General features: G+C 70.9%; 17 protein-coding genes. 12 read left to right on the plus strand and 5 right to left on the minus strand.

The window, feature by feature from the left end; genetic code table 11:
* Positions 1-16: 16 nt before the first annotated feature.
* Complete coding sequence (locus tag IFR14_RS06240; RefSeq protein WP_342365653.1) at positions 17-1,621, minus strand: AMP-binding protein; 1,605 nt, start codon at positions 1,619-1,621, stop codon at positions 17-19.
* Between the two features lie 72 nt (positions 1,622-1,693).
* On the opposite strand from IFR14_RS06240, the gene IFR14_RS06245 reads away from it, so the two are divergent.
* Together IFR14_RS06245 and IFR14_RS06250 are read left to right on the plus strand one after the other, a co-directional pair.
* The gene (locus tag IFR14_RS06245) at positions 1,694-2,596 is read left to right on the plus strand and encodes a hypothetical protein (protein ID WP_191940586.1); all 903 of its coding nucleotides are present in this window, start codon (positions 1,694-1,696) and stop codon (positions 2,594-2,596) included.
* 2 nt (positions 2,597-2,598) lie between these two features.
* Positions 2,599-3,291, plus strand: a complete 693-nt coding sequence (locus IFR14_RS06250) for a TMEM175 family protein (protein WP_191940587.1) — start codon at positions 2,599-2,601, stop codon at positions 3,289-3,291.
* Positions 3,292-3,709: 418 nt separating this feature from the next.
* Here IFR14_RS06250 and IFR14_RS06255 read toward each other — a convergent pair whose 3' ends face one another.
* Both IFR14_RS06255 and IFR14_RS06260 read right to left on the minus strand, forming a co-directional pair.
* Complete coding sequence (locus tag IFR14_RS06255) at positions 3,710-4,483, minus strand: Fpg/Nei family DNA glycosylase (protein WP_191940588.1); 774 nt, start codon at positions 4,481-4,483, stop codon at positions 3,710-3,712.
* Between the two features lie 80 nt (positions 4,484-4,563).
* Positions 4,564-9,408, minus strand: a complete 4,845-nt coding sequence (locus IFR14_RS06260; protein WP_191940589.1) for an ATP-dependent helicase — start codon at positions 9,406-9,408, stop codon at positions 4,564-4,566.
* Positions 9,409-9,560: 152 nt separating this feature from the next.
* Between IFR14_RS06260 and IFR14_RS06265 the strand changes: the two genes are divergently transcribed.
* Complete coding sequence (locus tag IFR14_RS06265; RefSeq protein ID WP_064294286.1) at positions 9,561-10,130, plus strand: NUDIX hydrolase family protein; 570 nt, start codon at positions 9,561-9,563, stop codon at positions 10,128-10,130.
* Positions 10,131-10,180: 50 nt separating this feature from the next.
* On the opposite strand, the gene IFR14_RS06270 is transcribed toward IFR14_RS06265, so the two are convergent.
* Together IFR14_RS06270 and IFR14_RS06275 are read right to left on the minus strand one after the other, a co-directional pair.
* Entirely contained in the window at positions 10,181-10,675 is a 495-nt protein-coding gene (locus IFR14_RS06270) for a GNAT family N-acetyltransferase (protein WP_085511004.1), read from the minus strand.
* 109 nt (positions 10,676-10,784) lie between these two features.
* The gene (locus IFR14_RS06275; protein ID WP_191940590.1) at positions 10,785-12,371 is read right to left on the minus strand and encodes a DEAD/DEAH box helicase; all 1,587 of its coding nucleotides are present in this window, start codon (positions 12,369-12,371) and stop codon (positions 10,785-10,787) included.
* A gap of 478 nt (positions 12,372-12,849) precedes the next feature.
* On the opposite strand from IFR14_RS06275, the gene IFR14_RS06280 reads away from it, so the two are divergent.
* The 9 genes from IFR14_RS06280 (at position 12,850) to IFR14_RS06320 (ending at position 23,883) form a co-directional block, all read left to right on the plus strand.
* Positions 12,850-14,868, plus strand: a complete 2,019-nt coding sequence (locus tag IFR14_RS06280) for a glycoside hydrolase family 127 protein (protein WP_191940591.1) — start codon at positions 12,850-12,852, stop codon at positions 14,866-14,868.
* Between the two features lie 78 nt (positions 14,869-14,946).
* On the plus strand, positions 14,947-16,641 hold the full coding sequence (locus tag IFR14_RS06285) for an ABC transporter substrate-binding protein (RefSeq protein ID WP_191940592.1): 1,695 nt from the start codon (positions 14,947-14,949) through the stop codon (positions 16,639-16,641).
* A 45-nt stretch (positions 16,642-16,686) separates the two neighbouring features.
* On the plus strand, positions 16,687-17,622 hold the full coding sequence (locus IFR14_RS06290; protein WP_064294392.1) for an ABC transporter permease: 936 nt from the start codon (positions 16,687-16,689) through the stop codon (positions 17,620-17,622).
* Positions 17,619-18,614, plus strand: coding sequence for an ABC transporter permease (locus IFR14_RS06295; RefSeq protein ID WP_191940593.1), 996 nt, complete (start codon positions 17,619-17,621; stop codon positions 18,612-18,614). Before IFR14_RS06290 ends, IFR14_RS06295 begins: the two co-directional genes overlap by 4 nt.
* A complete protein-coding gene (locus IFR14_RS06300) occupies positions 18,611-19,492 on the plus strand; it encodes an ABC transporter ATP-binding protein (protein ID WP_191940594.1) in 882 nt (293 codons plus the stop codon). Before IFR14_RS06295 ends, IFR14_RS06300 begins: the two co-directional genes overlap by 4 nt.
* Positions 19,489-20,367, plus strand: coding sequence for an ABC transporter ATP-binding protein (locus tag IFR14_RS06305; RefSeq protein WP_137242196.1), 879 nt, complete (start codon positions 19,489-19,491; stop codon positions 20,365-20,367). Before IFR14_RS06300 ends, IFR14_RS06305 begins: the two co-directional genes overlap by 4 nt.
* On the plus strand, positions 20,364-21,677 hold the full coding sequence (locus IFR14_RS06310) for an alpha/beta fold hydrolase (protein WP_191940595.1): 1,314 nt from the start codon (positions 20,364-20,366) through the stop codon (positions 21,675-21,677). The genes IFR14_RS06305 and IFR14_RS06310 overlap by 4 nt, the downstream gene beginning before the upstream one ends.
* Entirely contained in the window at positions 21,674-23,164 is a 1,491-nt protein-coding gene (locus IFR14_RS06315; protein WP_342365654.1) for an aminopeptidase P family protein, read from the plus strand. Before IFR14_RS06310 ends, IFR14_RS06315 begins: the two co-directional genes overlap by 4 nt.
* Positions 23,165-23,205: 41 nt before the next feature.
* A complete protein-coding gene (locus IFR14_RS06320; protein WP_191940596.1) occupies positions 23,206-23,883 on the plus strand; it encodes a GntR family transcriptional regulator in 678 nt (225 codons plus the stop codon).
* The last annotated feature ends 81 nt before the right edge of the window (positions 23,884-23,964 follow it).

Here is a 23,964-nt window from a genome sequence, read left to right on the forward strand (position 1 = left end):
GCGCCCTTCGACCGGCTCAGGAACCGGCGGGGGCGGCCTCCGCGGCCCGGAGGTCCTTCCGGAGGATCTTGCCCGAGGCGGATTTCGGGATGGCGTCGACGAACGCCACGCGCCGGATCTTCTTGTGCGGGGCGACCCGCTCCGTGACCCACGCCATGAGCGCCTCGGCGGTGACGTCCTGGCCCGGTTGCAGGACCACGAACGCCTTCGGCACCTCCTGGCCCTCATCGTCGAGTACCCCGATGACGGCCGCGTCGGCGATCGCCGGGTGGCCGAGCAGCAGCGCTTCGAGTTCCGCCGGCGCCACCTGGTAGCCGTGGTACTTGATGAGCTCCTTCAACCGCTCGATGATGCGCACGGTGCCGTCACCGCGGACGGTCGCGATGTCGCCGGTGTGGAGGAAGCCGTCGGCCTCGAGGGTCTCGCGAGTGGCCTCCTCGTTGCCGAGGTACCCGAGCATGACGTTCGGCCCCGCGCAGAGCAGCTCGCCCGCTGCGCTCTCCTCGTCCGAGCCCTCGGCCGGGTAGTCCACCTCGGCGCCGGTCTCGGGATCGACGATCCGGCACTGCATGTTCGGCAGCGTCGTGCCGACGCTGTCGAGGGACGCCCCCTCGGCCTGGAACGCGATCGCGTGACTGACCGGGCTGAGTTCGGTCATGCCGTAGCCCTGTCGCATCCGACAGCCCAGACGCTCCTCGACCGCCCGCCCGAGCGTCGCGTCCAGGGGCGCGGCACCGGAGAAGATCGTGTGGACGCTCGAGAGGTCGAACTCGTCGACGAGCGGGTGCTTCGCCAGCGCCACCGCGATCGGCGGGGCGATGAACACGTAGCTGCAGCGGAAGTCCTGGATGATCCGGAGGAACTCAGCCAGGTCGAACCGCGGCATGGTCACGAGCGAGGCGCGCCGCGACAGCGCGAGGTTGAGCAGCACCGTCATGCCGTAGATGTGGAAGAACGGCAGGACCGCGAGGATCCGGTCGTCGGCGACCATGCCGAGCTGCGGGATCGACTGCTGCACGTTGGCGACGAGGTTCCGGTGCGAGAGCATCACGCCCTTCGGCCGACCCGTCGTGCCGGAGGAGTAGGGCAGCACCGCCACGTGCGTGGCCGGATCGAACGAGACGTCCGGCGCGGGGAGGCGGCGCATGAGGAGGTCGCTCAGCGACGCGTGCCCCTCCGCGCCGTCGAGGACGACGACGCGGTCGGAGGGGATGCCGCAGGCGCTCGCCGCAGCCCAGGCCTGGGGGAGCAGCGGGGAGACGGTGAACAGCATCGTCGCGCCGGCGTCGCGCAGCTGCGCCTCGATCTCCTCGGCGTTGTAGAGGCCGTTCACCGTCGTCGCCGTCGCGCCCGCGCGCAGGATGCCGTGGAACACGGTCGCGAAGGCGGGGACGTTCGGCGCGTGGAGGGCCACGACGTCGCCGACCCCGATGCCGGCCGCCGCGAGGGCGCCGGCCAGGGCGTTGATCTGGCCGATGAGCTGTCGATAGCTCGTCTCGGCGCCGGTCGTGCCGTCGCGGAGGGCGATGCGGTCGAGGTCGCTCGGGGCGATGCCGCCGAACAGGGTGTCGTAGACGCTCAGGTCGGGGATCTCGACGTCGGGATGCGGGCTGATGAACACGAGTGATCTCCTTCGAACACCGGTGATGGTGGAGTGAGTCTATCCACGCCGGGTGCTCGTTAGGCTGAACCCGTGAACGCGTCCCGCCCCATCCTCGGTCTCCTGCTCGACGTCGACGGCCCCATCGCCAGTCCGATCACCCGGACGATCAATCTCCCGAGCATCGCGCAGGACCTCGCGACGCTCGCGAACGCCGGGGTCCCGATCGCCTTCAACACCGGACGGAGCGACGCGTTCCTCCGCGAGGTGGTCGTCCCACCGCTCCTGGCTGCCGGGCTCGCGGACGACGTCCGGCTCTACGGCATCTGCGAGAAGGGCGCCGTGTGGTTCGGGTTCTCGGCGGCCGGGGTCGACGAGCTGAGCCTCGATCAGGACGTCGCGATGCCGGAGGGCTACGGCGACGTCATCGAGCGCCTCGTCGACGAACGGTACGCCGAGACGGTGTTCTTCGACCACACCAAGCGCGCGATGGTCTCGGTCGAGCAGCACGTCGAGGTGCCGGCAGCGGACTACGCGGTCGTGCGGAAGCACTTCGACGACGACGCCCGGGCCGAGCTCGCCCGTCGCGGGTTCGGGGTCGAGCACGCCCCAGGCCGCTACCCGGACGACGCCGGCCTCGTGCAGTACCGCATCGACCCGACGATCATCTCCACCGACATCGAGTCGGTCCGGCTCGGCAAGGACCTCGGCGCCGAGCGCGCGCTCGAACTCCTCGAGGCCGACGGCGGTGCGCTCCCGCTCGCCTGGCGCACGGTCGGCGACTCCCGGAGCGACTACGCGATGGCCGACTGGTTGTTCGAGCACGGATACGAGGTCGCGCACGTGGACGTCCGTCCCGCCGACGGCGTGCCCGAGAAGCCCTACCCGGTGCTGACCCACCCGACGCTCATCCACGACGAGGCGGGCGCGGCCTTCCTGGCCCGGTGGGTCGCCATGGTGCAGGGGACCGCGACCGACGACGCCGACGTGAGCTGACGATGGCCGGCGAGGAGGGGCGTCCGACGGGCCGCCGTCGACCCGGTCCGACGACGGAGCGCGGGCTCGACCGCGTCGTCAACTTCAGCGACGCCGTCGTCGCCATCGCGATCACACTCATCATCCTGCCGCTCGTCGACCTCGCGCAGGAGGACGACGGCGGCCCCGTGGCCGTGTTCCTCGGCGACAACTGGACCGGCCTCGCCGCAGCGGCTCTGAGCTTCGTCGTCATCGCCAACTTCTGGCGCGACCACCACCGCCTGTTCGAGCGCACCGCCAAGTACTCGACGCGGCTCGTGACCTTGAACTTCCTCTGGCTCGCCGGGATCGTGTTCCTGCCGCTCCCGACGGTGCTCCTCTTCGACGGGACGGGTGACGACCGTGGCGCCCCCACGCTCTACATCGCGACGATGCTCGTGTCGATGGTCGCGGTGCGACTCCAGCAGGTGGTCGTCGAGCGGGACGGGCTGCTCAGCGACGAGGCGGCAGCCGCGCCACGCCAACCATGGGTGCTCGTGTGGTTCCCGATCGGCCTGATGCTGCTCGCCGGGATCCTGGCCGCGACGGTGCCGGGGCTCGGTGCCCAGGCGCTCTACCTCCTGCTGCTGTCGCTCCCGATCGGGTGGATCAGTGGCCGGCGGCACCGGGACGCCCCTTCGACAAGCTCAGGGACCGGGGAACCTTCCGGTCTCTGAGCTTGTCGAAGGGTGGGGTGCGTCGGGTGGGGCTGCACTTCGACAGGCTCAGTGACCGATGATGATGGCTCTCGGGGACCAGTGACCTTCTGGTTCGTGGACATATTCCGGTCCCTGAGCTTGTCGAAGGGTGGGGTGCGTCGGGTGGGGCTGCACTTCGACAGGCTCAGTGACCGGTGGTGATGGCTCTCGGAGACCGGTGGTGGTGGCTCGGGGACCGGGGACCCTTCGGTCCGTGAGCGTGTTCCGGTCCCTGAGCTTGTCGAAGGGTGGGGTGCGTCGGGTGGGGTTGCACTTCGACAGGCTCAGTGACCGGTGGTGGCGGGCTCAGTGACCGGTGGTGGTGGGCTCGGTGACCGGTGGTGGTGGGCTCGGGGACCGGTGATGGTGGCTCAGGGACCGGCAGCTTGCAGTCGGGTCAGGTCTGGCAGTGAGGACACCAGTAGGTGTCACGGAGGGCGGTCGGGTCGGCGCCGAGCTTGCCGCGCTGGATCCGGGTGCCGCACCGCAGGCAGCGCTGGCCGTCGCGTCCGTACACCCACGTCTTCCGACCGGGCCGAGTGTCACCGGTCGTGACCCGGTTGCGGCGGTCGCGATTGGCGTTGATGAGCCGGTAGCCGAGCCGCACGGCACCCGGCAGGTCGACCTTGGCGGTGGGCCTCGTCGGGAGGACGCCGCGGATGAAGCACAGCTCGTTGACGTACTCGTTGCCGAGTCCGGCGAGGTTGCGCTGGTCGAGCAGCGCGACGTGGATCTCGCGGCCGTCGGCCTCGAGGTTGTGGATGGCGCGCTCTTCGTCCCAGTCCGGACCGAGGAGGTCGGGACCGAGCCAGCCGAAGCGCTCCTCGTCCTCGCGGGAGGGGAACACCTCGACGAGGCCGAGTTCGAACCCGACCGTCACCCAGTGCTGCGTCGACACGATCGCGCGGGCCTTCCACGCCGGTCGCCGCCAGTGCTCGCCCGGCTGGTAGACGTGCCACAGCCCCTCCATCTTGAGGTGCGTGTGGAGGGTGTGGTCGCCGATGTGGTGCAGGAGATGCTTGCCACGCGGGATGACGTCGTGGACGACGTCGCCCCGGAGGTCGACGGTCGCGAAGGCGGGCACCCGCAGGTCGAAGCCGGTGACGACCTCACCGGCGAGCGCCTGCCGCAACCGGTGCGCGGCTTGGAAGACCGTGTCACCCTCTGGCATGAACCGCTCCGTCCGTTCCGGCTACGGTGCCACCGGCACGGTGTCCGGCGCAACCCGTGGCGGAACGGCCGTGCGCCGGTTCACCCACGCCGGAGTCGCAATCCACGTGGCGTCTCGACGAATCCGGCGTCGCGCAGGGCGTGTCCGGTCGGGGTGCCGAGCACGAAGGCACCGTTGACCTGCTCGATGCCGAGCTTCTCGATGCGACCGGCCCGCACCGTCGCCGCCAGGGAACGCGCCCCGGCGCGGAGCTGGTCGTCGTCCTCCGAGAACACGAGCGCCGTCTTGCCACCGCGTTCCAGGTAGTAGACCGGTGCTCCATCGACGAGGACGACGAGCGCACCCGCCTTCCGTCCTGGCCGGTGCTTCACCCCGGTGACCTCCTGGCCCGGCCACCCGAGGGCCGCGCCGTAGGGGTTCGCCGGGTCGGTCGCGGCGAGGGTGACGGCGTCGAGCGGTGGCTCGTCGTCGGAGCGGATGAACCCGCGCAGGCGGTCGACCGTGCCGGAGGAGGCGAACTGCGCGCCGCCGAGGCGTTCCACGAAGTACCCGCGGCGGCAGCGACCGTTCTCCTCGAACTGCTTCAGCACCCGGTAGGCGAGGGCGAAGCCGCCCGTCACGCCCTCCGCGACGACGGAGCCGCGCGTCACGACGCCGTACCGTTCGAGCAGGGTCTCGCCCGTGGCGACGGCACGGATGGTGGCGTCCTGCTCGGCCAGCGGCAGGATCGACCACCGGCCGCCGAGGGTCTGGCTCGCGCGCGTCGACATCGAGGGACGTTGCAGGTTGCGTCCGCGGTACAGCTTCGAGCGCGGGGTCTGCCGTTGCACCCGGTGCGCCGAGTTCCCCGAGCCGGAACCCACGAGCGTGCGGAGCGGTGAGAAGGTGTCGTTGGTGACGAGCCCGGCCCACACGAGCTCCCAGAGGGCGTCGACGAGGAGCTTGTCGTCCGTCGAGCCGACCGACTCCGCGAGCTGCCGGAAAAAGTACGCGCCGCCCCCGCCGAGCGTTGCGAGCAGTTCGGTCTGCAGGGCGTCGGGGGTGTGCGGTGTCGGAGCGAGCGGCAGCGTGAGGGGTGCCGTGTCGGCGAGGTGGAGCGCGACCCAGCCGTCGTTGCCGGGGATCGAACCGCTGCCCGACCACACGACCTCGCCCGTCGCGGTGAGCTCGTCGAGCATCGCGGGACTGTAGTCGGCGACGCGCGAGGGGAGGATCAACGACTCCCAGGCCGACGCCGGGATGGGCGCGCCGGCGAGCTGGTCGATGACCGTCGCGACGCCGTCGACGCCGCGGAGCGTCCCGCCGAGGTGCTGCCACACCGGCAGGAACCGGGCGAACGCCTGCTGCTCGACGGGCTCGACCTCGTGCCGCAGCGCGGCGAGCGAACGGATGCGGAGCTTGCGCAGCACGCCGGCGTCGCACCACTCCGTCGCATCGGTGGGGCTGCGGTCGGTATCTTCGTCCTCGCCCACCTGCTGCCGACCTGCGGGGAGGAACTCACCCTTGACCACGCGGCCGGCGTCGGCCAGCCGGGCGAGCGTGTGCTGGACCACCGCGGTCCCGAGACCGAAGCGCCTGGCGGTCTGCCCGGTCGTGAACGGCCCGTGCGTGCGCGCGTGGCGGGCGAGGAGGTCGCCCAACGGATCGGCGACCGGCTCGGTGAACGCGACCGGCACGCCGATGGGCAGCGGGGTGCCGAGCGCGTCGCGGAGTCGGCCGGCGTCCTCGATCGCGGCGAAGCGCTCCTCGCCGGCGATCGGGACGCGGATGACGCGCTTCGAGCGTTCGAGTTCGGCGACGGCGGCAGCCGAGCGAGCCGGATCGGGGGCCCAGGCTTGCGGGTCGTCGCCACGACTCGCCTCGCCGTCGGCGGAGACGGTGACGCCGTCGAAGGTCGTCCGGGCCGCGATCTCGTCGATGGTAAGCGGGCCGAGCATCCGCAGCGCGTCGGCGACGCCCTCGACCCCCTTGAGTCGTCGGTCGGGGTCGAGACGTTGCAGCTCGAGCGCGGTCTGCTCGATGACGCCCGGGTCGAGGAGTTCGCGGAGTTCCACCCGACCGAGGAGCTCGCCGAGCATGGTGCTGTCGACCGCGAGAGCCGCGGCCCGGCGCTCGGCCAACGGGCTGTCGCCCTCGTACATGAACGCGCCGACGTAGCCGAACAGGAGCGAACGGGCGTAGGGCGAGGGCTGATCCGTCGTGGTCTCGATGATGCGGATCGCGCGCGACTGCAGCTCGCGGGCGAGGTGGTCGAGTGCCGGGAGGTCGTAGACGTCCTGGAGACACTCGCGGAGCGTCTCGAGGATGATCGGGAACGTCGGGTACTGCTTCGCGACCTCGAGGAGCTGCGCCGACCGCTGGCGCTGCTGCCAGAGGGGCGAGCGTTTCTGCGGCGAGTAGTTCGGGAGCAGGAGGGCACGGGCGGCGCACTCGCGGAACCGCGAGGCGAACAATGCCGAGCCGCCGACCTCCTGCGTGACGAGGGCGTCGAGCTCCTCCGGTTCGAAGACGAAGAGTTCCGCTCCCGGCGGCTCGCTCTCGGTGTCGGGTAGGCGGACGATGATGCCGTCGTCGCTCGCCACCGCCGAGCCGTCGACCCCCAGCCGCTCCTGCACCCGGGCGCCGACCGCGAGCGCCCAGGGGGCGTGCACACGGAGTCCGTAGGGGGAGTGGAGGATGACCCGCCAGTCGCCGAGTTCGTCGCGTGAACGTTCGACGACGAGGGTCGTGTCGTTCGGGACGACGCCCGTCGCCTCGCGCTGCTCGCGGACGTAGGCGACGAGGTTGCTGATGGCTCGCTCGTCGAGGCCGGCCGCTTCGAGACGTGGGGTGGAGCCCGTTCCGGTGGTGTCGAGCTCGCGCACGAAGGCGCCGATGGCGCGACCGAGCTCGGCCGGGCGACCGATGCCGTCGCCCTTCCAGAACGGCAGTCGCCCCGGCTGGCCGAACGCCGGCGTCACGAGCACGCGGTCGTGGGTGATCTCCTGGATGCGCCAGCTCGTGGCGCCGAGGGCGAAGACGTCGCCGACGCGGGACTCGTAGACCATCTCCTCGTCGAGCTCGCCGACGCGCGCGCCGGCACCCGACTCGCCGACCATGAAGACGCCGAAGAGCCCGCGGTCGGGGATGGTGCCGCCGCTCGTGACGGCGAGGCGCTGCGCTCCCGGCCGACCGGTCAGGACCCCGGCGTCGCGATCCCAGACGATCCGCGGACGCAGCTCGGCGAAGGCGTCGGAGGGGTAGCGTCCGGCCAGGAGGTCGAGCGTCGCCTCGAAGGCCGAGCGGGGCAGGGAGGCGAACGGGGCACTGCGCTTGACCGTCTCGAACCAGTCCTCCACGCCGAGTTCGTCGAGCGCGACCGCAGCGACCGTCTGCTGCGCGAGGATGTCGAGCGGGTTCGAGGGGACCTCGATCGCCTCGATGAGCCCGGCCTCCATCCGCTCGGTCGCGACCGTGGTGCTGATGAGGTCGGCGCGGTGCTTCGGGAACAGGACGCCGCGGGAGACCTCGCCCACCTGGTGGCCGGCGCGGCCGACCCGCTGCAGGCCGCTCGCGACGCTCGGCGGGGACTCCACCTGGATGACGAGGTCGACCTCGCCCATGTCGATGCCGAGCTCGAGGCTCGAGGTCGCGACCACGCAGCGCAGGCGTCCGGACTTGAGGTCCTCCTCGATGCCCGCGCGCTGCTCCTTGGAGACGGATCCGTGGTGGGCGCGTGCGAGGAGGGGGATGTCGTCGTCGCTCTCCTCGGTTGCCGGCCGGGCGGCTGCGGCCGCGACGCTCGTCGAGCCTCGGGTCTGGCCGCTCTGGGCCATGAGCTGCGCCGGTGGACGCCCGGCACCGGGGGTCGTGAGGGTGGCGTCGCTGAGTCGGGCCTCGTTGATCTCGTTGAGCCGGGCCGTGAGCCGCTCCGCCAGCCGACGGGAGTTGGCGAACACGATGGTGGAGCGGTGCGCGAGCACGCGGTCGACGATCGCCTCCTCGACGTGCGGCCAGATGCTGCCGACGCGGTCTTCGCCGCCGCCGTCGCTGTTCGGGGTGTACCCGGTGAACCCGCCACCGCTGCCGTCGTCGTCGGCCTCGCCGGGTGTCCGCATGCCGGCGTCGGGGTCGGTCATGTCGTCGACCGGGACGACCACGTGCAGGTCGAAGGTCTTCGCGGCCGGCGGGGCCACGATCTCGACCGGTGCGCGGCCTCCGAGGAACCGCGCGACCTCCTCGGCGGGGCGCACCGTGGCGGAGAGCCCGATGCGCTGCACGGGCTTCTCGAGCATGGCGTCGAGCCGCTCGAGCGACACCGCGAGGTGCGCGCCGCGCTTCGTCGAGGCGACGGCGTGGATCTCGTCGATGATGACGGTGTCGACCGTGCGGAGGGTTTCCCGCGCCGCGCTCGTGAGCATGAGGAAGAGTGACTCGGGGGTGGTGATGAGGATGTCCGGTGGCTCTTTGGCCATCGCCCGGCGGTCGGCGGACGGGGTGTCGCCCGAGCGGACGCCGACACTGATGGTGGGTGGCTCGGTGCCGAGGCGGCGTGCCGCCTGGGCGATGCCGACGAGCGGGGTGCGGAGGTTGCGCTCGACGTCGACGCCGAGGGCCTTCAGCGGCGAGATGTAGAGGACACGGGTGCCGCGGGAGCGCTCACGTTGGGCGGCGGCGGCCTCCGCTTCGTCGGCCTCGAGCCCGGTGAGCGGGACGCCGGTGCGCGGCCGGACGGCGTGCTCGGCGATGGCCTCGGAGAGCAGGCGGTCGATCGACCAGAGGAACGCTGACAGGGTCTTGCCCGAACCGGTCGGCGCGACGACGAGGGCGTTGGCGCCGCGGGAGATCGCGTCCCAGGCACCCGCCTGCGCCGGCGTGGGCGCGACGAACGCCCCCTCGAACCAGTCGCGCGTCGCGGGGGAGAAGCGCTCGAGCACCTCGGTCATGGGTTCCATCATCCTGCACCCCACCGACACCGCGACCGGCGTCGCGCGCGGCCGCGTGGCCCCGTATGATCCCGCCGCGGGTCGGGCGCGGTGTCCGGTCGAACCGCCGCCCACCTGGATCGCCGCTCGGCTCCATACGGTATGAAGGAGCTATGAGCGTTCGCACCCCTGATCCCAACCCGGAACCCGATCTCCCCGGCAATTCCAATCCGGGCTGGCTGTCGGACGTCGAACTCGAGGAGATCCGCCGCCGGCTCCCGCTGCTGTACGTGGAGGCCGTGCCGGTCCGCGTCGACGGCTTCGGTGTCGTCACCGAGGTGGGCGTCCTGCTCCGGGCCACCGCGCTCGGCGAGATGACGCGCACGCTCGTCTCCGGTCGCGTCATGTACGGCGAGACGATCCGCGACGCGCTCTTCCGTCACCTGGAGAAGGACCTCGGTCCGATGGCGTTCCCGCTGCTCCCTGCGTCGCCCGTGCCGTTCCAGGTGGCCGAGTACTTCCCGTTGCCGGGCCTGTCGCCGTACTCCGACGACCGGCAGCACGCCGTCGCGCTGGCGTACGTCGTCCCGGTGACCGGCACCTGCGAACCCCGCCAGGACGCGCTCGAACTCACGTGGATGACGCCCGAGGCGGCGTCCTCCGACGCCATCGCCGCCGAGATGGAGGGCGGCCGAGGCACGCTCCTCCGCGCGGCCCTCGCCTCCGTCGGCCGGCTGCGCTAGCCCTTCGACAGGCTCAGGGACCGGGGGAGCGGCTCAGGGACCGGGGCGCGTCAGCGGGTGTAGCGGACCTCGTCGATCATCTCGCCGAGGAACGGCTCGGTCTTGGCTCCGCCGTCGAGGACGAACCCGTTGCGCTGGTAGAAGCGGTGCGCACGCGGGTTGTCCGCGGCGACCCACAGGAACGACGGCTGGCCGTCGGGGATGGCGGCGTCGAACAGCTGCTGACCGATCCCGGTGCCGTGCCACGCGTCGAGCAGGTAGATGAAGTAGAGCTCGCGCTCGCGGGGTGCGTCCTCCTCGCGGGCCGGACCTGAACCGGAGAACCCGACGATCTCGCCGTCGACGAGGGCCGCGAAGTGCGTGTACTCGGGGCCCTGTGCAGCCCAGTGGGTCCAGAGCTCGGCCATGCGACGCGGCGACAGCTTCGCGAGCGTCGCAGCGCTGATGAGGTGGTCGTAGGTCTCGTGCCAGGACGTGGCGTGGACGCGTCCCAGCGACTCGGCATCGACGTCGCGGACGGGGCGGACGACTGCGTTGACGTTCATGGTGGAACCGTATCCCGAGCGCCCCCGTCTCGCGAAATCGAGCGGGTCCACGAACGGCGAAGCGCCGCCCACCCTGCGGTGGACGGCGCTTCGTTCGAGCGGTTCGCTGCTAGTTGCCGCTGGACGCGCGACGGTTGGTCCGGGGACGCGAGGACTCGGTGGGAGCGCCCGAGTTCGCGGCGTAGCCGGTGCTGTAGTGCGTGCGGCTGCCACCGGTGGCGGCACCGGCACCGGCACGGGCACCGCCCGAGCGACCGGCGCCGGAGCGCTGTCCGCCCTGACCACCGTTGCCGCCGGCGGGACGACCGCCACGACGACCGCCGCCGCCCTGGCCGCCCTCGCGAGGAGCGCTGTCGCGGCTCGCGCCGGCACGGGCGCCGTCGCGGTCGCGGTGACCGTTGCCGAGGCCGTTGCCGTCGCGGGCTGCGCGCTTGCGCTGCGCGTTGGCACCCTGCGAGCGACCACCGCCACCACCCTGCTGCTGCACGGCCGCACGCGGCGCGGGCTTCACGTAGGCGGCGACGTCGCCGATGAGCTCGAGGACCGCCGGGGAGGTCGCGGTGACCGCCTGCGGGGTGACGTTGATCTCGGCCTTGCGGAGGAGCTTCTTGAGGTCCTCCATCTGGCCGGGGATCGCGAGGGTGACGACGTCACCGGCGCTGCCCGCACGAGCCGTGCGGCCCGAGCGGTGCAGGTACGCCTTGTGCTCGGTCGGCGGGTCGACGTGGATGACGAGTTCGACGTCGTCCACGTGCACACCGCGGGCGGCGACGTCGGTGGCGACGAGGACCTTGGCGGTCCCGGCGCTGAAGGCCGCGAGGTTGCGGTCGCGGGCCACCTGCGAGAGGTTGCCGTGCAGGTCGACCGCGGGGATGCCGGAGTCGGTGAGCTGCTTCGCGAGCTTCTTGGCGTGGTGCTTCGTGCGCATGAAGAGGATGCGACGGCCGCTACCCGAGGCGAGGGCCTGGATGAGGTCCTTCTTCGACTCGACCGAGGGGGTCGTGAAGACGTGGTGCGTCATCGCGGCGACGGGCGAGTTCGCCTCGTCGACGGAGTGGAGCACCTCGTTCTGCAGGAACTTGCGGACGAGCTTGTCCACGCCGTTGTCGAGCGTCGCGGAGAAGAGCAGACGCTGCCCGCCGCGAGGCGTCTTGTCGAGGATGCGCGTGACGACCGGCAGGAAGCCGAGGTCGGCCATGTGGTCGGCCTCGTCGAGGACGGTGATCTCCACGGCGTCGAGGTTCACGAAGCCCTGCTTCATGAGGTCCTCGAGGCGGCCGGGGCAGGCGATGACGATGTCGACGCCGGCGCGGAGCGCCTCTTCCTGACGCTTCTGCGAGACGCCGCCGAAGATCGTGGTGGTCTTCAGCGAGTAGGCGTCGGCCAGCGGCTGCATGACCGCGGCGATCTGGGTGGCGAGCTCGCGCGTCGGTGCGAGGACGAGTCCGAGCGGGCGACCCGGGCGGCGCTTGCCACCGGCGAGGGCGCCGCCGAGACGGGCGACCATCGGGATGCTGAAGGCGAGGGTCTTGCCGGAGCCGGTCTTGCCGCGGCCGAGGACGTCGCGTCCGCCGAGGGTGTCGGGGAGCGTGTCGATCTGGATGGGGAACGCGCTCGTCTTGCCGTCCTTCGCGAGGGAGGCGACGAGTGGTGCCGGGACGCCGAGGGCGTCGAAGGTGATGGTTGCTTCGGTCATGGGTGTGTGTCTCTTTCAGGCACGGCCACGAGCTTCGATGACGGCTGCCGGCGCACTCGTGTGCGGTAGCGGGCACTGCCGGGATGACCACGCACGTGATGACTCACGTGGATGGTACGGCGTGCTTCCGTCGGCGTCGTCGCTGGTGGGAGGTGGCGAAGGCGCAGGTCGCGCATCCGTTCGCCGTATGAAGTGTCATCGACCCTGGCATGCACCGCTGGGTGCCGCGCAGGGGAGAGAGGGAGCGTTCTACGACGCAAGCGAGTACCGCACCGGAGGGTGCGATCGCACGCAAGTTCCTCCAGCGTAGCGCATCCGGCGAGGAGTCTGCTGGGAGTGGCGCGTTACGGCTGTGTTTCCATCTCCTGGAATCGGTCGTCGGCGCTTGACAGTCCGCTGGAACAGGTGAGTAATGTGTCACCCACCACAAACCCGGATCCGTGTACTGTGTCACACGGTACAGAAAGGCCTGTCGCCCATGAGCTTCGACGAAGACGCCCGAGCAGCGAGCACCGCGGTGCACGCGGGAGGCCGGTACGCCGCCGTCGCACCGATCGCAGGAGTCCGCATCCCGCTGGGCGCCGGACAGGTCGCGCTGGGAGACGGCGAACTCGGTGCGTGGCAGCGTCGGAACCGGGACGCCACCGTCCCGCACTCGATCGAGCAGCTCCGCCTGGCCGGCAACCTCGACAACCTCGCCCGGATCGCCGACCCGGGGGACGGCACGTCACGCTTCCGCGGACGCTACCCGTTCCTCGACACGGACGTCTTCAAGACCCTCGAAGGCCTCGCCTACCTGCTCGCCGAGGACGAGGTCGTCGGGGCGGCACCCGGCGACGTCCGCGACTTCTACGAGGAGGCCGTCGGCGTCATCGAAGCCGCGCAGCGCGACGACGGCTACCTCAACTCCTACTTCCAGGCTCCGGAGATCGAGAAGGAACCCTGGGAGGACCTCGCCTGGGGCCACGAGCTGTACAACCTCGGGCACCTCATCCAGGCGGCGGTCGCCGCGAAGCGTCGTCTCGGCGACGACCGTCTGCTGCACGTCGCACGGGCCTTCGCCGACCTCGCCGTCGAACGGTTCGGACCGGACGGCGACCCGCAGGTGTGCGGGCACCCCGAGGTCGAGATGGCCCTGGTGGAGCTCTTTCGCGAGACCGGCGAGCCGTCCTACCTCGAGCTCGCGAGCGCGTTCATCGACCGACGCGGCCACGGCACGGTCGAGCTCCGGGTCTTCGCCGCCGAGTACTTCCAGGACTCGGCCCCACTGCGCGACCTCGACTCCGTGACCGGACACGCCGTCCGCATGGCGTACCTGGCAGCCGGAGCGACCGACGTCGCCCTCGAACGCGGCGACCAGGAGCTGCTCGCGTCGCTGCAGCGGCTCTGGGACGACATGGTGGAGACGAAGCTCTACCTCACGGGCGGCCTCGGGAGTCGACACTCCGACGAGGCGATCGGCGACCGCTACGAGTTGCCGTCCGAACGCTCCTACAGCGAGACGTGTGCCGCGATCGCCGTGATGCAGTGGGGCTGGCGCCTGTACCTCGCGACCGGGTCGGCGGCCGTCCTCGACACCGTCGAGACCGTCCTCTACAACGCCTACGCCGCCGGGCTCTCCGCGGACGGCATGGCCTTCTTCTACGACAACCCACTGCAGCGTCGCCCTGACCACCTCCAGCGGTCGGGGGCGGAGGCGGACGGTGAACTCCTCAGGCGGAGCTGGTTCGGCTGCCCGTGCTGCCCGCCGAACATCGTGCGCTGGACCGCGGAGCTGCAGGATCACCTCGCGACGTCGACCCCCGCCGGTGTCGAAGTCGCCCACCTCACCGCGGCGTCGATCACGACCGAGCGACTCTCCGTCACCGTCGACACCGCGTATCCGTGGGACGGAGCGGTCACCGTGACGGTGGACACCGCCGCCGACGACGAGGTCGAGCTCGCCATCCGCATCCCCGCGTGGGTCGTCGGTGGCTCCATCCGCGTGGGCGGATCGACCGCGCCGCTCGAACCCGTCGACGGGTGGATCCGTGTCCGGCGGTGGTGGCGTGCCGGCGACACCGTGGAACTCGACCTCCCGATGCCCGTCCGGGCGCACGGTGCGCACCCCTCCGTCGACGCCCTCCGCGGCTCGATCGCCTTCGTCCGCGGACCGATCGTCTCCTGCGCCGAGCAGCAGGACACGACGGCGGACCTCGACCTCCTGCGGTTCTCCGGCGCCGACGCGGATCGCGCGGTCGTCGAGCACCGTCGGATCCTGGACCGGGAGGGGATCGACGCCGTCGCGCTCCTCGTCCCGGCGGCCGTCGACGCCCCCGCTCCGGCCGTGCTCTACCCGGTCCTGTCCGGTGCGCCCGACGCCGAGCCCGCCACGGCACCGCTCGCCGAGGTCGCGCCGCCGGCCACGGTGACGCAGACCACCGCGACCCTCATCCCCTACGCCCTCTGGGGCAACCGCGAACCGGGCGCCATGCGCGTCTGGTTCCGCGCCCACTGACCTCCTCCCGTCCCCCGACCCCGCTCCACCCTCTCCACCCGCGGGCGACCCGCCCGATCGACACGAAAGCAGAGCGTCATGAAGCAACGATTCTCCATCCCCGCCCTCGCGGCGGCGGCCGTCCTCCTCCTCGCGGGGTGTACCTCCGCGGGTTCGGGCTCGGGAGGTGACGGACCGTCCAGCACCCCGGTGAAGGGCGGCACCGTCGACGTCCTCCTGAACGCGGACTTCTCGCACCTCGACCCGGTCCAGGGCTTCGACGGCGGCGTGAACAACTTCTACCGCCTCATCTACCGCACGTTGACGACGCAGTCCACGGGCGAGGGCGCCAAGGGCACCGAGATGGTCCCCGACCTCGCGACCGACCTCGGCACGGTGAGCGACGACGGCCTCCAGTGGACGTTCACGCTCAAGGACGACCTGAAGTTCGAGGACGGCACGCCGATCACGAGCAAGGACGTGAAGTTCGGCGTCGAGCGCTCCTTCGACCCGGCCATCGCCGTCGGATCGCCCTACGCCCGACTCACCATCGCCGGCACGGACTCGTACGAGGGCCCGTACATCACGGGTGACCTGCCGTCCATCCAGACGCCGGACGACCAGACCATCGTCTTCACGCTCAAGGAGCCGTTCGCCGACTTCGCGAGCGTCGTCGGGCAGAACAGCTTCACGCCCTTCCCGGCCGACACCGAGCGGGTGACGACGACGAGCCTCGACAAGATGCCGATCGCCTCCGGCCCCTACAAGGTCGACAGCTACGAGCGCGGTTCGCAGCTGAAGCTCGTCCGCAACGACTCGTGGGACCCGAAGACGGACGACGTCCGCAAGGCCTACCCGGACGGCTTCGACTTCACCTTCGGCCTCGACGCCTCGACCATCGACGAGCGCATGATCGCCGGCCAGGGTGACGACGCGAACGCGATCGCCGGGTCCGTCCAGGCGGCCTCCATCTCCCGGATCCAGACGCCGGCACTCAAGGCACGGACCATCGCCGGCCTCCAGGGCTGCACCACGTACATGGGCCTGAACACGACCAAGCCGAACATGGACAACCCGCTGGTCCGCCAGGCCATCGCCTACGCCATCGACCGCGAGTCGGTGAAGGACGCCTCGGGCGGATCGCAGCTCGCGGACATCGCGACCACCATGCTGCCGCCCACCGTCGCCGGTCACACCGAGTTCGACCTCTACCCGAGCAAGGACAACGCAGGCGACCCGGAGAAGGCCAAGGAACTCCTCGCCGAGGCGGGCCTCCCCGAGGGCTTCTCCTTCACGCTCGACATCCGCAGCCAGCCCAAGATGCAGGCGCAGGCCGAGGCGGTGCAGCAGGCGCTCGCGAAGGCCGGCATCACGGTGAACTTCAACCTCATCGACACCTCGACCTACTACGAGGTCATCGGCACGACGTCGCAGCAGAACGACGCCGCCATCACCGGCTGGTGCCCGGACTGGGCCTCGGGCTCGACCTTCCTGCCGCCGCTCTTCGACGGTTCGCAGATCTTCCCGAAGGGCAACTCGAACATCGCGCAGCTGAACGACCCCGCCGTCAACGAGCGCATCGCCGAGATCCGCGCGATGACCGACACCGACGAGGCCAACGCCGCCTGGGGCGCGCTCGACGAGCAGATCCAGAAGCTCGTGCCGACGGTGCCGCTGCTGTTCGAGAAGACGGTCATGGTCGTCGGAGCCAACGTCGCCGGTGCGTACTCGCACGCCGGGTACTCCGGTGGCATCGACTACGTCTCCGTCGGCCTGTCCTCGGCCGGCAAGTAGTCGGAAAGCCGGTAGCCGCAGATGTCGTCGTCCGTTCCCAGTGAGCTGACCACCGTCGCCGAGGAGGTGGGTGCGCCGGTCGGTGCGCCCACCCCCGCGCGGCGGGTGATCGCCACCCTCCGTTCCAGCCCACCGGTGCTGCTCAGCGTCGCGTTCATCGTGCTCGTCGTGCTGCTCGCGATCCTCGCCCCGCTGATCACCGCGATCAGCGGCTGGGGTCCGTACACCTTCGACAAGTCGGCGGTGGACTCCGACCTCGGCGGCGTGCCGATCGGCAACCTCGGCGGGATCTCCGCCGAGCACTGGTTCGGGGTCGAACCCGGGAACGGACGCGACATCTTCGCGCGCATCGCCTTCGGTGCGCAGGTGTCGCTGTCGATCGCCGTCTCGGCGACGATCGTCACGACCGTGCTCGGCGTCGTGCTCGGCATGCTCGCCGGCTTCTACGGCGGGTGGGTCGACCAGGTCGTCTCCCGCGTCATGGACTTCCTCATGGCGTTCCCGTCGCTCATCTTCATGATCGCGCTCCTGTCGGCCCTGCCCGCCGGCAACCGACCGGTCCTGCTCGTCGTGGTGCTGAGCCTCTTCGGCTGGCCGTACACCGCCCGGGTGGTGCGCGGTCAGGCGATGTCGCTGCGGACGAGCGAGTTCGTCGAATCGGCGCGCGCGTCGGGCGCTGGGGGCATCCGCATCGTCTTCCGCGAGATCCTGCCGAACCTCCGCGGCACCATCATCGTCCTGGCCACCCTCGCCGTTCCCGGTTACATCGGCACGGAGGCGGGCCTCTCCTTCCTCGGCGTCGGCGTCACCCCGCCCACGCCGAGCTGGGGTCAGATGATCGCGACCGCGGTCGGCTGGTACGCGGTCGACCCGATGTACTTCCTGATCCCCGGCACCTTCCTGTTCCTCACGGTGCTGTCCTTCACCGTGCTCGGCGACCGCCTGCGCAAGGCCCTCGACTCGGGAGACGCCGCCTCATGACCCTCTACCTCCTGCGCCGGATCGCGTCGGCGATCGGCATCCTGCTGCTCATCAGCCTCTTCACCTACGTCATCTTCTTCCTGCTGTCGCCCGACCCGGCGGTGCAGATCTGCGGCAAGACCTGCACCCCCGACCGCATCGACCAGATCCGGGCGCAGCTCGGGCTCGACCAGCCGTTCTGGCAGCAGTACCTCGAGTTCATCCGGGGGATCGTCATGGGCCGGAGCTACGGGGAGGGCGCCTCGGCGGTCTCCTGCGCGGCGCCGTGCCTCGGCTTCAGCTTCCAGACCAACGAGTCCGTCATGGACATGATCACCGCGCGCTTCCCCGTGACCGCGACGGTCGCGATCGGTGCGGCGGTCCTCTGGCTGCTCGTCGGCGTCAGCGGTGGCCTGCTCAGCGCCGTCAAGCAGGGGACCGGCTGGGACCGTGGGGCGATGATGGTCGCGCTCGCCGGCATCAGCCTGCCGAACTACTTCCTCGCGCTCCTCCTGCAGTACGTCCTCGTGGTGCAACTGCAGATCCTGCCGTTCCCGCAGGCCGTGCCCTTCGCCGAGGACCCGGTCCGGTGGTTCCAGAACTACCTCATGCCGTGGATCGTGCTCGCCCTCGGCTATGCGTCGATGTACGCGAGGCTCGTCCGGGCGAACGTCATCGACACCCTCGGTGAGAACTTCATGCGGACCGCCCGGGCGAAGGGCCTGCCCGCGCCCCTCATCCTGCGCCGCCACGCGCTGCGGCCCGCGCTCACGCCCGTCGTCACGCTCTTCGGCATGGACTTCGCGGGCCTCCTCGGAGGCGCCCTCATCACCGAGACGGTGTTCGGACTGAACGGCGTCGGCAAGCTCGCCGCCGACTCGATCGCGAAGAACGACCAGCCCGTCATCATGGGCGTCACCCTCCTGGCCGCGTTCTTCGTGGTCATCGGCAACGTCGTGGTCGACGTCGTGTACACGTTCCTCGACCCGAGAGTGAGAGTGAAGAACGCATGAGCCCCACCGTCACCAGGACCATCTCCCTGCCCGTCCCCGGCGCAGCGCTGCTCGAGGTCGACGACCTCACCGTCACCTTCCCGACCACCTCCGGCGACGTCGATGTGGTGCGGAAGGCGTCGTTCGCGGTCCAGCACGGCCAGACCCTCGGCATCGTGGGCGAGTCCGGCTCCGGCAAGTCCATGACCTCGCTCGCGATCATGGGGCTGCTCCCGAACGGTGGGCGTACGACCGGCAGCGTCCGGCTGAGCGGACACGAGCTCGTCGGGCGCAGCGACCGCGAGATGCGCCGTGTGCGCGGCGACCGGATCGCGATGGTCTTCCAGGACCCGCTCTCCTCGCTCAACCCGTACTACACCGTCGGGCTGCAGATCGAGGAGGCGTACCGCGCCCATCGCGGCGGTTCCCGGAAGGCCGCCAGGGCCGTCACGATCGAAGCCCTCGAACGGGTCCGCATCGCCGACGCCTCCAGGCGAGTCGACCACTACCCGCACCAGTTCTCGGGCGGCATGCGGCAGCGCATCATGATCGCCATGGCGCTCTGCCTGGAACCCGACCTGCTCATCGCGGACGAACCGACGACGGCGCTCGACGTCACCGTCCAGGCGCAGATCCTCGACCTGCTCTCCGAGCTGCAACGGGAGACCGGCACCGGCATGATCTTCATCACCCACGACCTCGCCGTCGTCAGTCAGGTCGCCGACGACGTGCTCGTCATGCGCGGCGGCGACCCCGTCGAGATGGGCACCGCCGAACAGATCTTCTCCCGGCCGCAGGCGGCGTACACCCGGGCACTGCTCGACGCCCTTCCGCGGATCGACGACCCGTTCACCGAGCGGCCGACGGCACCCGCCACGACCGGAGAGGGACAGGCATGAACGACGCACCCGTGCTCCTGCAGGCCACCGGGCTGACGAAGGACTTCACCACCAAGGGGGACGGGGCGTTCCGCGCACGCACCACCCAGTTCCGCGCCGTCGACGACGTCGGGTTCACCGTCCGCTCCGGCGAGACGCTCGGCATCGTCGGAGAGTCGGGCAGCGGCAAGTCGACGACCGCGCGGATGATCGCGAAGCTCATCGAACCCACCGCCGGCACGATCACCTTCGACGGTGAGGACGTCACCGCCGCGCGTGGGCCGGCGCTCGCCGCGTTCCGGACGAAGGTGCAGGTCGTCTTCCAGGACCCGTTCTCCTCCCTCAACCCGAGGCACACCGTCGAGCGCATCGTGTCGGCACCGCTCGACTACCAGGGCATCACCCCGAAGCAGGGCAAGCGCGCCCTCGTGCGCGACCTGCTCGACCGCGTCGGCCTGAACCCCGACCACCTCCAGCGCTACCCGCGGCAGTTCTCCGGCGGCCAGGCCCAGCGCATCGGGATCGCCCGGGCGCTCGCCGTCTCCCCGAAGCTCGTGATCTGCGACGAGGCGGTGTCGGCGCTCGACGTGTCGGTGCAGGCACGCATCATCGACCTGCTGCGCGACCTGCAGGCCGAGCGCGGCCTGAGCTACCTGTTCATCGCGCACGACCTCGCCGTCGTGCGGCAGATCGCCCACGACGTCGCCGTCATGCACCGGGGCAAGGTGGTCGAGCAGGGTGACCGCGAGGCGATCTTCGACCACCCGCAGGACGAGTACACGAAGACCCTGCTCGCCGCCGTGCCCACGATCGACCCGAGCTGGGAGGCCGCGCGTGCCACCATGCTCGAACAGGAGCGGACGCACGGATCGGCCGCCGGAAGGACAGAGGTATGACCCACCGCACCACCACCTCCCTGCTGCCGGGGATCCACGTGACCGACCACACGGTCGACGTCCCGCTCGACTGGCGACGGCCCGACGACGGCCGCACGATCAGCGTGTTCGCCCGCGAACTCGTCGACCCCCTGCGTCGCGACGAGCAGCTCCCGGTCCTCGTGTTCCTCCAGGGCGGACCGGGCGGCAAAGGCCCGCGTCCGGTGTCCAGGGACGGCTGGGTCGCCGAGGCCCTCCGCACCTTCCGGCTCGTGCTGCTCGACCAGCGCGGCACCGGCCGGAGCACCAGGATCGACGGGCGGTCCATCGCGGCCGTCGGTGACGCTGCCGCACAGGCCGAGTACCTGGAACGCTTCCGGGCCGACTCGATCGTCGACGACGCCGAGTACCTGCGCCGCACCGTCTTCGGTGGCCGTCGCTGGTCGACGCTCGGTCAGAGCTACGGCGGGTTCCTCACCCTCACCTACCTCTCACGAGCCCCGGAGGGACTGGCAGCCTGCTACGTCACGGGCGGTCTTGCGGGCATCCACCCGTCGGCGGCTGAGGTCTACCGCCGCACCTATCCGCGCACGGAGCGCAAGAACCGGGCCTTCGCCGAGCGGTACCCCCAGGACGTCGACACCGTCGCGCGGATCGCCGACCGACTCGCCGCCGAGGAGGTGCTCCTGCCGGACGGCGACCGACTCACCGTGCGGCGCTTCCAGAACCTCGGGATCGACTTCGGGATGAAGCCCGGTTACGAGCGCCTCCACTGGCTGCTCGACGAGGCGTTCGACAGCGGCGACCGCTTGAGCGACACCTTCCTGGCGCAGGTCTGGGGGAGGACGTCCTACGTCGACAACCCCCTCTTCATCGCCTTGCAGGAGAGCATCTACGGTGCCGCCGGCTCGGGGGCGACCGCGTGGGCGGCGCAGGCCGAGCGCGATGCACGGCCGGCGTTCGCCGAGACGGCCAGGCCGCTGCTGTTCACGGGCGAGATGGTCTACCCCTGGATGTTCGAGGAGATCCGATCGCTCCGACCCTTCCAGGGTGCGGTGGAGCGACTGGCGGCCAAGACCGACTGGGACCCGCTGTACGACCCCGCGGTCCTGCAGGCGAGCACGGTGCCGCTCGCCGCGGCCGTGTACTTCGACGACATGTATGTGGACGCGCAGCTGCAGTTGGAGACGGTCGACGCCGTCTGCGGGGCGACCGCCTGGGTCACGAACGAGTACGAGCACGACGGGATCCAGGACGCCGCCGTGGTGCGCCGCCTGTTCTCGATGGTGGACGAGCGCGGCGGCCGTCGCGCGGACGAGGAGCAGGCATGACCGACACGCAGCAGCAGGCACCCGAGCAGACGGCGGGCCTCGCGCCCGCCACCACTGAGGCACCGGCCACGTCCATGCCGCGCCCGGCGAACCCGGACCCGAAGCTGCCCCGCCTGGCAGAGGTGCCGGCGTTCCGCGAGTTCCTCGGCACCGGCTGGGGCACCCCCGACCGCACGCCGCCGGTCGAGCCCGGGATCGCCGCGGCCGCAGCCGAGCACCGTCGTCGGCTGAGCGAGGCCTTTGTCGGGCGGACGCTCGTCGTCGCCGCCGGTCGCGCGCCCGTCCGGGCCAACGACTCGAACTACGACTTCCGCCCCGACAGCGACTTCTTCTGGCTCACCGGCTGCTCCGCCGAGGACGCGGTCCTCGTGCTGCGTCCGAGCGGTGCCGGCCACGACGCCACGTTGTACGTCCCTGCACCGGCACACCCGGGCGAGACCGGGTTCTTCGCCGACGCCAACCACGGCGAGCTCTGGGTCGGTTCGGCGCCAGGGCCGGCCGACTGGTCGGCGGTCCTCGACCTCCGCGTCGAGGTGCTCGCCGCGCTGCCCGACGCGCTCCGAGGCGTCGAACGACCGCTCCTGGCGGGGACCCTGACCTCGCGGCACCGCGCGCTCGAGCCGCTGACGGTCGCGCCGGAACTCGGCCGCGTGCTCTCGGAACTGCGCATGATCAAGGACGCGTGGGAGATCGTGGAGCTGCGGCGAGCGGTCGACGCGACCGTCGGTGGGTTCTCCGCCGTGATCCGGGAGCTGCCGACAGCCGTCGCCGGCGGCGGTGAGCGCTGGCTGCAGGGGACCTTCGACCGACACGCCCGCACCACCGGGAACGGCCCCGGCTACTCGACCATCGTCGGGAGCGGCGCGCACGCACCGACGCTCCACTGGGTGCGCTGCGACGGCCCGGTCCGACCCGAGGACGCGATCCTGCTCGACATGGGCGTGGAGACGCGTGCGTTCTACACGGCGGACGTCACCCGGACCTTCCCCGTCTCGGGCACCTTCAGCCCGGAGCAGCGGCGCGTCCACGACCTCGTCGAGGCGTCCCACCGCGCCGGGATGGCCGCCGTCCGTCCGGGCCGCGACTTCACCGACTTCCACCACGCCGCCATGGAGGTCATCGCGCAAGGACTCCACGACTGGGACCTCCTGCCGGTGTCCGTCGACGAGGCGCTCAGCCCGATGGGGCAACAGCACCGGCGGTACCTCGTGTGCGGCATCGGTCACCACCTCGGCCTCGACGTGCACGACTGCGCGAAGTCCTCCTATGAGGCCTACCAGGGTGGCTCGATGGCGCCCGGTATGGTGCTCACGGTCGAGCCGGGGCTGTACTTCCACGCCTTCGACGAGACGGTGCCGCCGGAACTGCGCGGTATCGGCGTCCGGCTCGAGGACGACCTCCTCGTGACGGCCGGCGGCGCCGAGGTGCTGTCGGATGCGCTGCCCATCGACGCGTCGGGGATCGAAGCGTGGATGCGCGCCCAGTAACCTGAGCGGACCGTGGTGGGAGACGAAGGATGGGAGTCGCGATGAGCATGTCGGCGATCCGACCGGCCGAGCAGCGCCTGAGCCTGCGGGCGCAGGTGGAGCGGGCGGTGTCCGCGGCGATCATCTCGGGCGAGCTCGCGCCGGGGACGATGATCTCGGTACCGACGCTGGCGGTGCAGTTCAACGTCTCGGCGACGCCCGTCCGCGAAGCGATGCTCGACCTCGAGAAGCGCGACTTCGTGGAGGCGGTCCGGAACAAGGGGTTCCGCGTCACGGTCGTCAGCGAGGCCTCGCTCCGCAACACGGCGCAGATCCGCCAGCTCCTCGAGCCGCCCGCGATGGCGGACCTGGCGGAGGTCTTCGACCACGGGTCACTGCCCGAGCTCCGGCAGCAGGCTGACGACATCGTGGCCGGTGCCCGCGACGGCGACCTGACCCGATACCTCGAAGCCGATCAGGCGTTCCACCTCGCGCTCACCGCGAAACTCGGCAACCCGCTGCTCGTCGAGCTCGTCGCGGACCTCCGCGGACGTACCCGCCTCGTGGGGTTGGCCGCCATGCTCGATTCGCAGCAGCTCGACCGCTCGGCCGTGGAGCACCACGAGCTCCTCGACGCCCTCGAGCGGGGTGACGGGGTCGCCGCGCGCGAGCTCATGCACCGACACATCGGGCACACCACCGGCTGGTGGGCCGGCAAGCCCGAATCCGACGCCGAGTAGCCCCGGGCGTGCGTGCGCGGACCTCGACCAGGACCCGCGATGGTGCACGCTTGCCTGTTCATTGAATGTGTGACACATTAC

The sequence above is a fragment of the Plantibacter sp. CFBP 8775 genome (assembly GCF_014839505.1).
Classification (GTDB): domain Bacteria; phylum Actinomycetota; class Actinomycetes; order Actinomycetales; family Microbacteriaceae; genus Plantibacter; species Plantibacter auratus.

What these genes read in the sequence shown, in the direction of transcription:
- IFR14_RS06310 (WP_191940595.1), top strand. Translation starts at nt 20,364, where the DNA reads ATGACCCACCGCACCACCACCTCCCTGCTGCCGGGGATCCACGTGACC.
- IFR14_RS06300 (WP_191940594.1), top strand. Translation starts at nt 18,611, where the DNA reads ATGAGCCCCACCGTCACCAGGACCATCTCCCTGCCCGTCCCCGGCGCA.
- IFR14_RS06275 (WP_191940590.1), bottom strand. Translation starts at nt 12,371, where the DNA reads ATGACCGAAGCAACCATCACCTTCGACGCCCTCGGCGTCCCGGCACCA.
- IFR14_RS06315 (WP_342365654.1), top strand. Translation starts at nt 21,674, where the DNA reads ATGACCGACACGCAGCAGCAGGCACCCGAGCAGACGGCGGGCCTCGCG.
- IFR14_RS06320 (WP_191940596.1), top strand. Translation starts at nt 23,206, where the DNA reads ATGAGCATGTCGGCGATCCGACCGGCCGAGCAGCGCCTGAGCCTGCGG.
- IFR14_RS06295 (WP_191940593.1), top strand. Translation starts at nt 17,619, where the DNA reads ATGACCCTCTACCTCCTGCGCCGGATCGCGTCGGCGATCGGCATCCTG.
- IFR14_RS06280 (WP_191940591.1), top strand. Translation starts at nt 12,850, where the DNA reads ATGAGCTTCGACGAAGACGCCCGAGCAGCGAGCACCGCGGTGCACGCG.
- IFR14_RS06260 (WP_191940589.1), bottom strand. Translation starts at nt 9,408, where the DNA reads ATGACCGAGGTGCTCGAGCGCTTCTCCCCCGCGACGCGCGACTGGTTC.
- IFR14_RS06255 (WP_191940588.1), bottom strand. Translation starts at nt 4,483, where the DNA reads ATGCCAGAGGGTGACACGGTCTTCCAAGCCGCGCACCGGTTGCGGCAG.
- IFR14_RS06285 (WP_191940592.1), top strand. Translation starts at nt 14,947, where the DNA reads ATGAAGCAACGATTCTCCATCCCCGCCCTCGCGGCGGCGGCCGTCCTC.
- IFR14_RS06250 (WP_191940587.1), top strand. Translation starts at nt 2,599, where the DNA reads ATGGCCGGCGAGGAGGGGCGTCCGACGGGCCGCCGTCGACCCGGTCCG.
- IFR14_RS06265 (WP_064294286.1), top strand. Translation starts at nt 9,561, where the DNA reads ATGAGCGTTCGCACCCCTGATCCCAACCCGGAACCCGATCTCCCCGGC.
- IFR14_RS06270 (WP_085511004.1), bottom strand. Translation starts at nt 10,675, where the DNA reads ATGAACGTCAACGCAGTCGTCCGCCCCGTCCGCGACGTCGATGCCGAG.
- IFR14_RS06305 (WP_137242196.1), top strand. Translation starts at nt 19,489, where the DNA reads ATGAACGACGCACCCGTGCTCCTGCAGGCCACCGGGCTGACGAAGGAC.